The following is a 13,872-nucleotide window of genomic DNA, read 5'->3' on the forward strand; positions in this document are numbered from 1 at the left end:
GGGGCCAGTGTGGGCACGTCGCCGCGGCGATGTCGAACTCACCGGCGCAGGCCGGCGGCGCAGGTCACAGCGGTGCGGCGAGGGTGGTGGCGAGGCCCCGCGCGTGGCCGACGACGGCGGCGACCCCGGTGCCGGCGACCGCGGTCCCGGCGAGGTGGACGCCGGCGCGCCCGGCCCGCTCGGCGAGCGCCGTCACCGCCTCCCGGTGGGCGGGTGTTGCCGCGGCGAGGACGTCGCTGCGGCGCACGACGTGCGCGTCGAGCACGTCGTCCGGGGCGAGCGCGACGCCGAGGAGCGCGGCGGCGTCGCGCCGGGCGAGGTCGGCGTCGACGTCGTCGGTGGGCTCGCCGCGCCGGCCGTAGGAGACCCGCAGGACGTGCACGCCCGGGCCGGCCGCGGCACCGAGCCACGCCCACTTGGCGGTGGCGTGGGTGAGCGCCTTGGCGCGCACCGGGCCGGGCGGGACGAGGAGGCCGGCGCCGCGGGGTGCGGCGTCCAGGGCCGGGGCGCGCACGACGAGCGTGACGTGCGTGATGGCGCTGCCCGGCGCGGGGACGTGGTTGCCGACGTCGACGACGCCGGCGAGCAGGGGCAGGGCCGCCCGCTCGGGGAGGGCGAGGACGACGGCGCGGGCCTGGACCCGGAACGGCCCGGCCGGTCCGCTCCCCTCGACCTCCCAGCCCTCGCCGTGGCGGCGCAGGACCGTGACGGGGCTGGCGGTGCGCACCGCTCCCCCGTGCCGCTCCACGGCGGCGGCCAGCGCCCGCGGCAGGCGGAACAGCCCGCCGGTGGTCGTGGCGACGGCGGCGCCCGGTCCCGAGGCGGCGCGCAGGACGCGGACGGCCGCGGCGAGGGACCCCTCGGCCGCGAGCGCGCCCCGCAGCCCGGGCGCGACGGAGTCGACGGCGAGGTCGGCGGGGTCGGCGTTGTGCACGCCGCCGGCGACGGGGCCGACGAGCCGGGCGAGCACCGCCTCGCCCATCCGGGTGCGCACGAGCGTGGCGAGGTCGGTGGCGTCGGCGCCCACCTCGGGGCCGAGGCTCGCGTCGCGGGCGGCCCGGGCCGCGCCGTCGGGACCGAGCGCGGCGACGACGTCGGGGGCGCCGGGGTCCGCGGGGATGCCGAGCAGCGACTCGGCGGGGATGCGGACCGGCCCGTCGGGCGCCCACACCCACGACCCGCCCGCCGGCCGCTCGACCGCCAGGCCGACCGAGGCGGCGAGGTCGGCGACCTCCCCGCGGCGCACCGCGAAGGCCTCGGCGCCGAGGTCGACCTCGAGCCCCCCGACCACCCCCGCGGCGACGAGCCCGCCGACCGCGCCGGAGGCCTCGAGGACGAGGGGCCGCCGCCCGCGGGCGGCGAGCTCGGCGGCGACCGTGAGGCCCGCCATGCCGCCGCCGACGACGACGACGTCGATCACAGCGAGTGGACGAGCTCGACGACGCGGGTGAGGACGGCCGGGTCGGTGCCCGGGGGCACCCCGTGGCCGAGGTTGACGACGTGCCCCGGGGCGGTCCGGCCGCGCGTCACCACGTCGCGCACGTGCGCGGCGAGGACCTCCCACGGCGCGGCGAGGAGCGCCGGGTCGATGTTGCCCTGGAGCGGGGTGCGCCCGCCGAGGCGGCGGCTCGCCTCGTCGAGCGGGATCCGGTAGTCCACGCCGACGACGTCGACGCCCACGTCCCGCATGGCGGCGAGCAGCTCGCCGGTGCCCGTGCCGAAGTGGACGACGGGCACGTCCGTCCCGTCGAGCGCGGTGAGCGCCCGGGCGCTGAAGGGGGCGGCGCCGGCGACGTAGTCGGCGAGGGAGAGCGCCCCGGCCCAGGAGTCGAAGAGCTGGGCGGCACGGGCGCCCGCGTCGACCTGGGCGCGCAGGAACGCGCCGGTGAGGTCGGCGGCCCACTCCATGAGCCGGGCCCAGGCCGCGGGGTCGGCGTGCATCATCGTGCGTGCCGCCAGGTGGTCGCGGGACGGACGCCCCTCGACGAGGTAGGCCGCCAGCGTGAAGGGGGCACCGGCGAAGCCGATGAGCGGGACGTCACCGAGGCCGGCGACCGTGAGCCGGACCGCCTCGGTGATGGCCGAGTGGTCGCCGGGCCGGTGGCCGACGAGGCGGTCGACGTCGTCCCGGGTGCGCACGGGCGCCTCGACGACGGGGCCCACGCCGGAGACGATCTCCACGCCGACCCCGGCCAGGCGCAACGGCACGACGATGTCGGAGAAGAAGATCGCCGCGTCCACGCCGTGGCGGCGCACGGGCTGGAGGGTGATCTCGGCGGCGAGCTCGGGCCGCAGGCAGGACTCGAGCATGCCCACACCGGCCCGGGCCGCGCGGTACTCGGGCAGCGACCGCCCCGCCTGGCGCATGAACCACACGGGCGGGCGGGCCGGCCGCCGCCCGGCGTACGCCTCGAGCAGGGGTGGGACGACGGTCACGTCCGGGTCAGGTGAGGGAATCGTCACGGGCCCTATTGTGCCCACGGCCTTGGCCGGTGGTTGACTATGGGTGCTGTGGTGCTCCTCCTCCTCTCCGCGAACCACCACGACCTGGACCTCGCCGACATCGAGCGGCTGAGCACCGGCGCGCCCGAGGTGGGCCGGCAGGTCGTGGCCGCCTCGCCTGCCGTCGCGGGGGCCGTGACGCTCGCCACCTGCAACCGGTTCGAGGTCTACCTCGACGTCGACGGCGACCTCGCCGAGGCGGCCCGCGCCGCCGGCGACGTCGTCGCCCGCGCGAGCGGCGTGAGCGCGGACGAGGTCGCCGCCCGGATGCGCGTGGAGCACGGCGACGCCGCGGTCCGGCACCTGTTCGACGTGGCGTGCGGCCTCGACTCCGTCGTCGTCGGCGAGCGGGAGATCACCGGGCAGGTGCGCCGGGCGCTGTCCCAGGCCCGCACCGAGGGCACCACCTCCCCGCTGCTCGAGCGCACCCTCCAGCACGCCACCCGCACCTCCCGGCAGGTGGCGGTGGCCACCGACCTCGCCCGGGCGGGGCGCTCGGTCGTCTCCGTCGCGCTCGACCTCGCCGGCGCCCGCGCCGGCGGCCTGGACTGCGAGCGCGAGGACACCCCGTGGCCCGCGGACGAGCACACCGGCCCGATCCCCCGCGCCCGCTGGTCCGGGCGCCGCGTCCTGCTCGTCGGGACCGGGTCCTACGCCGGGGCCGCCCTCGCCGCGCTGCGCGAGCGGGGCGCCACGGACGTCCTCGTGTGGTCCGCGTCGGGCCGCGCCGAGGGCTTCGCCGCCTCGCACGGTGTGGCCACCGCCGCGCCGGACCTGGCCACCGCCCTCCAGGACGCCGACCTCGTCGTCACCTGCCGGGGCACCGGCACCCCCGTGCTCGACGTCGCCACGGTCGCGGACGGCATGCGGGCCCGGGCCGCGCGGGGCGGCACCGGCCCCCTGGTGCTCATCGACCTCGCCCTGCGGCACGACATCGACCCCGCGGTCGCCGCGCTCGACGGCGTCCTCCTCGTCGACCTCGCCACGGTGCGCCGGCACGCCCCCACCGCGACCACCGCCGAGGTGGAGCGCGCCCGGGCCATCGTCGCCGACGGGATCCAGGACCTCGCCGGCGCGGCCGCGGAGCGCCGCATGGACGACGCCGTGGTGGCGCTGCGCTCGCGCGCCGCGGACGCCGTGGCCGACGAGCTCGCCGGGCTGCCCGCGGACGGCTCGGTGAGCGCCGAGCGCGCGGCCCGCGCCCTCCACCGCCTCGCCGCCCGGCTCGTCCACGAGCCGACCGTCCGCGCCCGCGAGGCGGGCCGGGACGGGCGGGCCGAGGAGCACCTCGCCGCCCTCGAGCAGGTGCTCGGACTTCGCGTGACCCGCGACACCCCCGCACAGCCCCACCCCTCCTGACGCACAGCCCGGTCACGAGCCGGGCGGAAGGACCTTGGCGATGTCGACCTCCCTCGCGCCGTACGACGCGGTGCTGCTCCTGTCCTTCGGCGGGCCCGAGGGGCCCGACGACGTCCTGCCGTTCCTGCGCAACGTCACCGCCGGCCGCGGGATCCCCGACGAGCGCCTCGTCGAGGTGGGCGAGCACTACCAGCACTTCGGCGGCCGCAGCCCCATCAACGACCAGAACCGTGCGCTCCTCGCCGCGCTGCGCGCCGAGCTCGCCGGTCGCGGGCTCGACGTGCCCGTGGCCTGGGGCAACCGCAACTGGGCGCCCTACGTCACCGACGCGCTGCGCGAGCTCCACGACGCCGGCGCGCGGCGGGTGCTCACCCTCGTCACCAGCGCGTTCGCCTCCTACTCGGGGTGCCGGCAGTACCGCGAGGACATCGCCGCCGCGCTCATCGCGCTCGAGGCCGAGGGGCGCGAGCTCGTCGTCGACAAGGTCCGGCCCTACTTCAACGAGCCGGGGTTCGTCGAGGCGAACAGCGCCGCGCTCGTCGCCGCGTACGAGCGCCTCGGCGTCGCCCCCGGCCCCCAGGCCCCCGTCGTCTTCGTCACGCACTCCATCCCCACGACGATGGAGGTCGCCTCCGGCGTGCGGACCACCGCCAGCTACAGCGGTCAGCACCTCGACGTGGCCGCCGTGGTGGCGGGTGCGGCCCGCGAGCGCCTCGGGGCCCCCGTCCCGTGGGAGCTCGCGTACTGCTCGCGCTCGGGCAGCCCGCTCACGCCGTGGACCGAGCCCGACGTCAACCGCACGCTGCGGGCCCTCGCGCTCGACGGCGTCGAGCACGTCGTCCTCGCCCCCATCGGGTTCGTCTCGGACCACATGGAGGTCATCTACGACCTCGACACCGAGGCCCGGGAGACCGCCGACGAGCTCGGCATGCGCATGGAGCGCGCCGCCACCGCGGGCATCCACCCCACGTTCGTCGCCGGGCTCGCCGACCTCCTCCTCGAGCGGGCCGGCACCGAGCGCGGCGAGGCGCCCGCCCGCCCCGCGGCCGGCGCCCTGGGCTCCTGGCACGACGTCTGCCCCGCCGACTGCTGCCGGCTGCGCGCGGGCCTCGACTCCGGGGTCCCCGCCGCCGCCCAGCAGCCCACCGCCTGACCCTCGAGGAGCCCCATGACCACCCCCGTCCCCCGGATCGGCGCCGGCGCCGACACCGAGACCATCAACGCGGGCATCGACTACACGATGTGGTCGGTCTTCGCCACGGCCGCCCCGCTGCCCGCCGACGACGCCGAGCGGGCCGCCGTCGTCGCGGCCGCGCAGGAGGCCGTCGCGGGCTCCGGCGTCGTACTGCGCGGCTGGTACGACGTCGCCGGCCTGCGGGCCGACGCGGACCTCATGGTGTGGTGGCACGCCCCCACCGTCGAGGCCGTCCAGGACGCCTACCACCGGCTCCTCGCGTCCCCGCTCGGGGCGCACCTGAGCCCGGTGTGGTCCGTCGTCGGGCTGCACCGCCCGGCGGAGTTCAACAAGCGCCACGTGCCCGCCTACCTCGCGGGCGAGGACCCGGGCGCCTACCTGTGCGTCTACCCCTTCGTCCGCTCCTACGAGTGGTACCTGCTGCCCGACGCCGAGCGCAGCCAGATGCTCCGCGAGCACGGCATGGCGGCGCGCGACTACCCGGACGTGCGGGCCAACACCGTCTCGGCGTTCGCGCTGGGCGACTACGAGTGGATCCTCGCCTTCGAGGCGGCCGAGCTGCACCGCATCGTCGACGTCATGCGGGACCTACGGGCCACCGCCGCCCGCCGGCACGTGCGCGAGGAGGTCCCGTTCTTCACGGGCCCGCGCGTCCCGCTGGCGGCCTGGGCCGACCGCCAGCCCCGCGCCTGACGCCCCTCCCGCCCGACGCAGGGGTGGGACCCGCCACGGGGCGGGTCCCGCCCCTGCGTCGTCCCTGCGGCCGGCAGGGCGGCGCTCAGGGCCGCGGCCGAGCCTAGGCCGAGGGCCGGGTGCTCGCCGGGGCGCCGGCGTCGTCGTGGCCGGGACGGGCCGGCGGGCGCGCGACCGGGGCCAGCAGCAGGCTGAGGACGAGCGGGACCGCGATGGCGAGCAGCGCCGGGCGGTAGCCCACGACGTCGGCGAGCAGGCCCAGCAGCGGCGGGCCGACGAGGAACGCCGTGTACCCGATCGAGGAGACGACGGAGACCCGCGCCGCGGCGCGCAGCGGGTCGTCCGAGGCCGCGCTCATCCCCACGGGGAAGCCCAGCGCGGCGCCCAGGCCCCACACCGCCGCGCCGACGAGGGCGAGCGGCAGCCAGGGCGAGGCGACGAAGACGACCAGGCCGACAAGGGCGAGCCCCGTGCACATGCGGAGCACCGCCACGCGCCCGAACCGCCCGAGGAGGAGCTCCCCCGCGAACCGCATGAGCGTCATGGCGGCGACGAAGACGCCGAAGGCCAGGGCGCCCATGGCGTCCCGCGTGTGGAAGCCGTCGACGACGGCGAGCGCCAGCCAGTCGTTCGCCGCCCCCTCGGTGAGCGCGGCGGCGAGGACCAGCAGCCCGATGAGGACGGTCCGCCCCTCCCGCCAGCCGGACAGGGCGGCGGCCAGGCCCCCGCGACGCCCCGGGGCGGAGGGCACGGGCACGGCGGGCAGGAACGCGCGCACGCTCACCGCCACCGTCGCCAGCGCCACGACCAGACCGCCGACGAGATGGACGGGGACCGGGACGCCGGCGAGGGCCGCCAGCGCCCCCACCCCCGCGCCGGCCACGGTGCCCACCGAGAAGCCCGCGTGGAAGCGCGGCATGATCGCCCGCCCCACCGCGTGCTCCACGGCGCCGCCCTCGAGGTTCATGGCGACGTCCCAGGCGCCGATCCCCGCCTGGGCGACGAACAGCCCGGCTCCGAGGAGCGGCACGGACCCCGCCTGCACGCCCAGGGCCACGACGGCGAACCCGGCGACCGCGACCCCCGCGGCGGCCAGCACGGTACGGGCGGTGCCCAGGCGCTGGACGACGGCGCCGGTGAGCGGCAGGGCGAGGAGCGAGCCGACGGACCCGACGAGCAGGAGGAGCCCGAGCTGGGCGGGGTCCAGGCCCAGCGCGTCCCGGACCGCGGGGAGGCGGGAGACCCAGGTGGCGAAGAGGAACCCGTTGAGCACGAAGACGGCGAACACGGCGCGGGCGGCGCGCCGGCCGACCTCCGTCCCGGCCGTGCCCGGCGCGGGCGTCACGGCGCGCGTCGGACGAGCGCCTGGGCCCGGGCGAGCACGGTGACACCGTCGCAGCGGACCGTGAGGTCCACGCGGACGGTGTCCTCCTCGAGCGCCCCCACCCGGCCGCTGACGAGGACCTCGGCCGCGCCGTCGCCGGGGACGAGGACCGGGCGGGTGAAGCGCACGCCGTAGTCGAGGACGGCGCCGGGGTCCCCGGCCCAGTCGGTGAGGGCCGTCGCCGCCAGGCCCATCGTCGCCATGCCGTGGGCGATGACGCCGGGCAGGCCGGCGGCGGCGGCCGCGGCGTCGTTGTAGTGGATGGGGTTGACGTCCCCGGACGCGCCCGCGTAGCGCACGAGGCGCGTGCGGTCGACGGTGAAGGTCCGCTCGAAGAGCTCGTCGCCGACGTTCATCGCCCCTCCCCCCGCACGGCGAGCGTGGAGCGCACCGTGGCCACCGGGGCGCCGTCGTCGTCGACGATCTCGGTGCGGGTGGAGACCATGGCCAGGCCCGCCCGCTCGGTGAGGGAGTCGACGTGGACCTCGCCCCGCAGGCGCATGCCCGCGACGATGGGGCGGTGGTGCGTGAAGCGCTCCTCGGCGTGGACGACGCGGGTGAAGTCGATGCCCGAGGCGGGGTCGGCCACGTAGGCCTGCTCGGCGCGCTGGGCGATCACCACGGCGAAGGTCGGGGGCGCGACGACGTCGTCGTAGCCCAGCGCCCGGGCGGCGGCCGGGTCGGTGTGGGCCGGGTGCGTGGCCCCCAGCGCCTGCGCCATCTCGGCGATCTTCACGGCGGTGACCTCGTAGGTCTCCCGGGGGGCATAGGAACGCCCCACGAGCGTCAGGTCGACGCTGGTGGGGCGGTTGTCCGGCGCGTTCACCGGACCAGCCTAGGGCAGGCGGCTGGGGCAGGCCTCAGCGCGTCTCGCGGTGCGTCGTCTTGAGGTTGCAGCGCGGGCAGTACTTCGCCAGCTCAAGACGGTCGGGGTTGTTGCGGCGGTTCTTCTTGGTGATGTAGTTCCGCTCCTTGCACTGCTCGCAGGCAAGGGTGATCTTGGGGCGGACGTCCGACGACTTCGCGGCCACGGGGCACTTCCTCACATCGATTATCGGGCGCCGGCCGTCTGCTCGACGGCCGGCGTCTGTCTCCACGCCGGTAGCGGGGGCGGGACTCGAACCCGCGACACCACGATTATGAGCCGTGTGCTCTAACCGACTGAGCTACCCCGCCACGGCCCCTGCGTACCACCGGCGGACCGGCGGCCCGTGAGGACCTGAGCCCCGAAAGGGAATCGAACCCTTGACCTTCTCCTTACCATGGAGACGCTCTGCCGACTGAGCTATCGGGGCGGCGGGGACGAGCGTACATGCTCGCGCGCCGGGCAGGAAATCGCCGCGGACGTGGGGTCCGCCACGTGGTGGATGTCACGGTTCCGCGGGCGCCGGGCGAGCCAGTTCCGGTGGCGAACATCACCCCGCGGAGCCCGCATCGGACACCGCCGGGTGGCCTCCGCAGGGCCGGGACGCACGCGGCCCACCACCGCAGCTGCGGAGATGGGCCGGACGTGGCGGGTGCAGGATTCGAACCTGCGAAGCATTCCGCGGCTGATTTACAGTCAGCTCCCTTTGGCCGCTCGGGCAACCCGCCTTGGTCCGCGGAGGACCGAGTGGAAGGATAGCAACCCTCACCGGGTGGTCCTAACCGGCTCCGCTGCGTACCGGTGGGCCCACGACACACAGAGGAGCACGGATGCCCAGCGACGCCTCGTTCGACATCGTCAGCAAGGTCGACCGGCAGGAGGTGGACAACGCGCTCAACCAGGCGGCGAAGGAGATCGCCCAGCGCTACGACTTCAAGGGCGTCGGCGCGACGATCGCCTGGAGCGGGGAGAGCATCCTCATGACGGCGAACTCCCCCGAGCGGGTCAAGGCCGTCCTCGACGTCCTAGAGACCAAGCTCATCCGCCGCGGCGTCTCCCTCAAGTCCCTCGACCTCGGCGACGGCGAGCCCCAGGCCTCGGGCAAGGAGTTCCGGCTCTCGGGGACCCTCAAGGAGGGCCTGGAGCAGGACGTGGCGAAGAAGATCACCAAGCTCATCCGCGACTCCGGCCCCAAGGGCGTCAAGACGCAGATCACCGGCGACGAGGTCCGGGTGACGAGCAAGAGCCGCGACGACCTCCAGCAGGTGATCGCCCTGCTCAAGGACGCCGATCTCGACGCGGCGCTGCAGTTCGTCAACTACCGCTGATCTCCCGCCCGGGTCGACCTCGCCGGGCCCCGCTCCCGCCGTCGCGGGCGGCGGCGTCCGGGGCACACCTGGCAGGTGCGCCCCGGACTCACCGGCCGCTCGTGCGCGTCAGCGGGCCGCCTGCGAGCGTCGGCGCACCACCACGGCACTCACCGCGCCCCCCACGGCGAGCAGGAGGGCCACGGCCAGGAGCGGGGCGAGCGAGGCGCCGGTCCACGGCAGATCACCACCCGCGCCGCCACCGCCTGACGCCGGCGGCGTCGAGGGATCGGTTCCCGGGGCCGTCGCTCCGTCGGTGGGAGCCGTCCCCGGGCCGGTCGGGCCGTCCGTCGGGCCGTCCGTCGGGCCGTCGGTCGGCTCGCCCGTCGGGTCGACGGTGGGGTCCGGCGTCGGCTCCTCGCCCGGGACCACGTAGGCGCTGTCGACCGTCGCCGTCACGGTGGCGCCGTCGACCTCGAACTCGTACCCGCCCGCACCCAGCCGGAACATCGCGGTGGTGAGGCCGTTCCGCTCGGCCATGCCCTCGAACGAGACGCCCGGGACCTCGACGAACTCGCTCACCGCGGTGCTCGTCGGCAGGTAGAGCGTCGCCGTCGTGTTGGCCGGAACCGTCGTCGCGTACGAGGCGATCTCACCGTCCGAGGCCTGCCAGGCCGACTCGATGAGGCCGTAGCTCGACGTCATGCTCCCCGCGACGGAGGTGAAGGTCCCGCCCGGGACCGGCTGGAGCACGAAGTCCCGGTAGCCCTTCGCCCCGTCAGAGGTGATGCCGAGCTGGTACTCGTACATCCAGGCCTGCGACGCGCCGAGGGCGAAGTGGTTCTGGGAGTTCATCGAGCTCTGGCCGCCGATGCCCAGCCCGCGCTCGTAGGCGTTCCACAGCTCCCACATCGACGTCGCCCCGAGCGTGACCGGGTAGAGCCAGCTCGTGTACTCGTCGCTACTGAAGAGCCGGTAGGCGGTCTCGATGTCGCCGTTCCTCGTCAGCGCCGGGAGGATGTTCGGCGTCGCGTTGAACCCGGTCGTGATGGTGTACGGCTTGTTGCTCGCCTGCCCTCCGGAGAACAGCCCGGTACCGGGCCGCGGCCCGTTGCCGTTGTTGCTCTGGCTCGGGTCGGCGATGAGCTCGGCGAGCCGCATGGTCGCGAACTCCCGGTAGGTCATCCCGGCGTGGTCGCCACCCTGGACCGTCATCTCGTCGCTGAACAGGCCGAGCGCGAGCGGGGTGGCGTAGGAGGCCTGCGAGTCCTGGAGGGTGCGTCCCGAGAGCAGCTCGGCCCCCGGGGTCGCGTTGAGGGTGAACCCGGTCTGCGGGTCGACATAGAGCCTGTTGAAGCTCTCCTTGCCGTCCGCGAACCGCTGCCGCAGCGTGTCGGCGTATGCCGTGTCGCCGACGATGTCGGCCATCTCGGCGGAGACCTCGAGGTAGTACAGGTACATGGCCTGGTTGACCATGTGGGGCCCGGTGTTGTTGTCCATGCTGATGTGGTCGGCGTGCCCCGAGGTCAGGGACGAGAGCCCCGGGTAGTCGGCGTGCAGCGGGCCGGCGTCGTGGTGACCCTCGAGCCAGTCCTTGATGGTCGAGAAGTTCTCCCGGACGATCCGGGTGTCGCCGTACTGGGTGTAGACCTGCCAGGGCGCCTGCACCACGGCGCCCTCCCAGGTCGGCGACTGCGGCAGGGCGTCGCCCCGGTCCCCCGTCAGGCTGATGATCGGCACGGTGTCGCCGATCCCGCCGTTGACGCCCTGGGCGTCCCGGAGAGCGACCATCCACTGGCGCAGGAACGCCTGGGTGTCGAGCGAGTTGTAGGTGGCCGCACGGGCGTAGGCCTGCAGGTCACCGGTCCAGCCCATCCGCTCGTTGCGTGCGGGGGTGTCCGTCGGCAGCGAGAAGAAGTTGCCGAGCTGGCTGCGCTGGACATTCCTGAAGAACTGGGTGGCGAGCGCACCGGTGTAGTTGTCGTCGCTCGTCGTCGCCTCGTACCTGCCCTCGGGCACGTCGATGGAGGCGAGGACGATGCCCTCGACGTTCTCCAGCGGCAGTGGCTCCGTCCGGCCCGGGACCGTGATCTCGATGTACTGGTAGCCACGGAAGGTGAAGTTCGGCGTGATGACGACGTCCCGGTCCGCGTCCGCCGCCGACGCGACGTAGACGTCCGTGTTGAGGGCGGCCCGGTAGGTGTCGGACAGGACACGCCCGGCGACGCCGGGGCGGTAGCTGCCCTCCGGCCCGTACAGGTCGCTGTACGGCGTGGGGTCGTAGACCCGCGGGTCGAGGCCTGGGAACGTCATGTTCGGCGAGTCGCTGTTGCCCGGGTAGATGGTCTCGGCGTGGCGGAAGATCACCTCGTCCCCCTGCTGCAGCGTGCCCGCGGGGATCGTCACGCTCGGGACACCGACCATGTTGGCGCCCATGTCGTAGGTCCAGGTGAGGTCGTCGTCGCTGTGCGTGTCCAGGACGCGCATGGCGGTCAGGCGCTCCGCCTCGCGGATCGGCTTGTCCTGGCGGGCGACGATCTCGGGGTTGAGCCCCTCTCTCATCGCGATGACGTCGGGCGTCGACCACCGGGCGAGCAGCGAGGGCTCGTAACCCGTCGTGGTCCACCCGGTGACGTCGGCCTCCTTGTTGGCGTCGTAGCGCACCCCCTGGAAGTTGTCGGCGTACCGGTGGGGTCCGTCGTTGAAGGACCGCCAGGTCGCGGGGTCCGTGACGATCGTCTCCGTGCTGCCGTCCGCGTACGTGATCACCAGCTTGGCCAGCAGGGCCTCGCTGTCACCGAACGTGTTGTAGTTGGCCGGCGTGAAGGTCATGTATCCGGTCCAGAAGCCCGGGCCGAGCAGCGCACCGACGGCGTTCGTGCCGTTCGAGAGCATGTCGGTCACGTCGTAGGTGTGGTAGTTGAGCGTCTTGGCGAATGTGGACATCCCCGGGTTGAGGTAGTCCTCGCTCATCCGCTCGCCGTTGATGAACATCTCGTAGGCGCCCTGGGCGGTGACGTACATCCGCGCCTTGGCGATGTCCTTCGCCGGGTCGGTCCGGAACTGGGTGCGCAGCTGCGTCTGGGCGCCGTAGCTGGGGTCGGCATACTTCGGCCCGAGCTGCTCCGCGGCGTCCGGGTTGACGCGGATGACGTCCTCCTCCGCGGTGATGCCGGAGTCCGGGAGGTCCGCGAAGATGCGGTAACCGGGGCCCGTCGTCGCGTCGAAGAGGGTGCGCTTGGCGCTGCGCCCCACGTCGATCATCCGGTAGTCCGTGATGGTGACGTCGTCGCCGACCTCGTTGACGGAGAAGCCGACCGAGCCGAGGTGGGGGAACGTGTTGTAGTTGTTCCCCGCGACGAACGAGTGGACCCCCTCGGCATTGATGGTCGAGTTGGGCGAGACGTTGAGGTTGTTCGTCGCTGCCGGCCTGTTCGGGCTCACGGTCATGGTGTCGGCGGTGAATCCCGCGAGGGTGACGCCGTCGATCGTGTAGGTCATGTTGCTGGCGTTCGCCTGGATCCGCAGGGTGTGCTGCTCGTCGGTGTTCTCCGGCGTGAACAGGGTCCTCACGCCAGCCTCGCTGCTGTCCACGAGCCTCACCGACTTGTACGGGTGGACGTTCGGGTCGCCGTCGGCGTCGTCGGTCGCGTGGTAGCCCTTGCGGTAGAGGTTGACGACGCCGCCGGTGTTGGTCTCGTCGTCGCTCACGCCGGACAGGTCCAGCTCGAGGCGGATGAAGTTCTCCCCGCCCGGGCCGCCGTAGACGTTGCGGAAGTCGCTCGTGAAGCGGGGGTCGTCGGCACCGAAGATGAACGAGACGTTGTCGCCGCTGGCGATGGTGAAGTCGGCGTTGATGTCGAAGAGGAGGGCCGTCTCGGCGTCGAGCGTGGTCGCCTCGCTCCCGATCCACTGCGCGCCGTCCCAGGCGCCGATCGTGGCGTCCATCAACCCGGTCGAGAAGGTGGAGACCTCGGAGACCGACTCGACGCCACGGTTGTCGACCGTGGTCACGCGCCACCAGTAGTCGCGCTCGGGGCGCAGCTCCTGGGCCTGCCCCGTGCCGCCGTACGTGATGTCGGTCGACTCGTCCGAGGCGACCGTGCCGCTGTCCCAGACGACCTCGTCGAACGCCGGGTCGGCCGACACCTCGACCCGGTAGCTCACCTGCTTCGCCCCGATGACGTTGGAGTCCATCGTCCACGTGAAGATCGGCGCGGTGTCATCGATCCCCATCGGGGCATCCTGGTGGTTCACCTGCTGGCCGACGACCGCCACGTGCGGCTGGGTCGCCGCGGCCGCCGGGACGGACGCCCCGGTCCACAGCAACGTCATCGCCAGGCCCAGCCCCGCCACGCGGTTGCGGCTTGCGTTCTTCTTCATGTCTGCCTCGATTGCTCGGTGACGTCAACGCCACTGTTGACCTGAGGCGCGCCTTCGAGCGGCCCCCCGGAACCATCGAACGCTCGCGCCGAGCAACGCCGGCCGCCCCTCGCGTCTTCGCCGAGGAAGGCGAGACGGGCGCCCTGCTGTCCTGTCGCCGTCGAAGGACTATCCGTCACTCCGC

At 74.3% G+C, this 13,872-nt stretch carries 11 protein-coding genes and 3 tRNA genes; 4 read left to right on the forward strand and 10 right to left on the reverse strand.

Annotated elements, in window-relative coordinates; genetic code table 11:
* Window positions 1-64: 64 nt before the first annotated feature.
* Both EBO36_RS12680 and hemE read right to left on the reverse strand, forming a co-directional pair.
* Complete coding sequence (locus EBO36_RS12680) at window positions 65-1,420, reverse strand: protoporphyrinogen/coproporphyrinogen oxidase (protein ID WP_280525421.1); 1,356 nt, start codon at window positions 1,418-1,420, stop codon at window positions 65-67.
* On the reverse strand, window positions 1,417-2,463 hold the full coding sequence (hemE, locus tag EBO36_RS12685; protein WP_244925285.1) for a uroporphyrinogen decarboxylase: 1,047 nt from the start codon (window positions 2,461-2,463) through the stop codon (window positions 1,417-1,419). Before hemE ends, EBO36_RS12680 begins: the two co-directional genes overlap by 4 nt.
* 39 nt (window positions 2,464-2,502) lie before the next feature.
* Between hemE and EBO36_RS12690 the strand changes: the two genes are divergently transcribed.
* Genes EBO36_RS12690 through hemQ form a run of 3 tightly spaced genes read left to right on the forward strand, consistent with a single transcriptional unit; the run spans window position 2,503 to window position 5,749 of the window.
* Complete coding sequence (locus EBO36_RS12690; RefSeq protein ID WP_244925286.1) at window positions 2,503-3,861, forward strand: glutamyl-tRNA reductase; 1,359 nt, start codon at window positions 2,503-2,505, stop codon at window positions 3,859-3,861.
* Window positions 3,862-3,901: 40 nt separating this feature from the next.
* On the forward strand, window positions 3,902-5,014 hold the full coding sequence (locus EBO36_RS12695) for a ferrochelatase (protein WP_122824952.1): 1,113 nt from the start codon (window positions 3,902-3,904) through the stop codon (window positions 5,012-5,014).
* A gap of 15 nt (window positions 5,015-5,029) precedes the next feature.
* The gene (gene hemQ, locus EBO36_RS12700) at window positions 5,030-5,749 is read left to right on the forward strand and encodes a hydrogen peroxide-dependent heme synthase (RefSeq protein WP_122824953.1); all 720 of its coding nucleotides are present in this window, start codon (window positions 5,030-5,032) and stop codon (window positions 5,747-5,749) included.
* A gap of 103 nt (window positions 5,750-5,852) precedes the next feature.
* Here hemQ and EBO36_RS12705 read toward each other — a convergent pair whose 3' ends face one another.
* The 7 genes from EBO36_RS12705 to EBO36_RS12735 form a co-directional block, all read right to left on the reverse strand.
* Entirely contained in the window at window positions 5,853-7,094 is a 1,242-nt protein-coding gene (locus EBO36_RS12705; RefSeq protein ID WP_122824954.1) for an MFS transporter, read from the reverse strand.
* Window positions 7,091-7,489 carry a MaoC/PaaZ C-terminal domain-containing protein gene (locus tag EBO36_RS12710; RefSeq protein ID WP_122824955.1) on the reverse strand — a complete coding sequence of 133 codons (399 nt, stop codon included), beginning with the start codon at window positions 7,487-7,489 and terminating at the stop codon, window positions 7,091-7,093. The genes EBO36_RS12705 and EBO36_RS12710 overlap by 4 nt, the downstream gene beginning before the upstream one ends.
* A complete protein-coding gene (locus EBO36_RS12715; protein WP_241236893.1) occupies window positions 7,486-7,959 on the reverse strand; it encodes an FAS1-like dehydratase domain-containing protein in 474 nt (157 codons plus the stop codon). Before EBO36_RS12715 ends, EBO36_RS12710 begins: the two co-directional genes overlap by 4 nt.
* Window positions 7,960-7,993: 34 nt before the next feature.
* Window positions 7,994-8,164, reverse strand: coding sequence for a 50S ribosomal protein L33 (gene rpmG, locus EBO36_RS12720; protein ID WP_122824956.1), 171 nt, complete (start codon window positions 8,162-8,164; stop codon window positions 7,994-7,996).
* Between the two features lie 71 nt (window positions 8,165-8,235).
* Window positions 8,236-8,309: transfer RNA gene (locus tag EBO36_RS12725), tRNA-Met, on the reverse strand.
* A gap of 46 nt (window positions 8,310-8,355) precedes the next feature.
* Window positions 8,356-8,428 (reverse strand) — tRNA-Thr (locus EBO36_RS12730).
* Window positions 8,429-8,644: 216 nt separating this feature from the next.
* A tRNA-Tyr gene (locus EBO36_RS12735) sits at window positions 8,645-8,726 on the reverse strand.
* 102 nt (window positions 8,727-8,828) lie between these two features.
* Here EBO36_RS12735 and EBO36_RS12740 point away from each other — a divergent pair.
* The gene (locus EBO36_RS12740; protein WP_122824957.1) at window positions 8,829-9,326 is read left to right on the forward strand and encodes a YajQ family cyclic di-GMP-binding protein; all 498 of its coding nucleotides are present in this window, start codon (window positions 8,829-8,831) and stop codon (window positions 9,324-9,326) included.
* Between the two features lie 108 nt (window positions 9,327-9,434).
* Here EBO36_RS12740 and EBO36_RS12745 read toward each other — a convergent pair whose 3' ends face one another.
* Window positions 9,435-13,688: a family 78 glycoside hydrolase catalytic domain gene (locus EBO36_RS12745; RefSeq protein ID WP_122824958.1), complete on the reverse strand. Its 4,254-nt coding sequence runs from the start codon at window positions 13,686-13,688 to the stop codon at window positions 9,435-9,437.
* Window positions 13,689-13,872: the final 184 nt, after the last annotated feature.

It is taken from the genome of Georgenia faecalis, from assembly GCF_003710105.1.
In the GTDB taxonomy this organism is placed as follows: domain Bacteria; phylum Actinomycetota; class Actinomycetes; order Actinomycetales; family Actinomycetaceae; genus Georgenia_A; species Georgenia_A faecalis.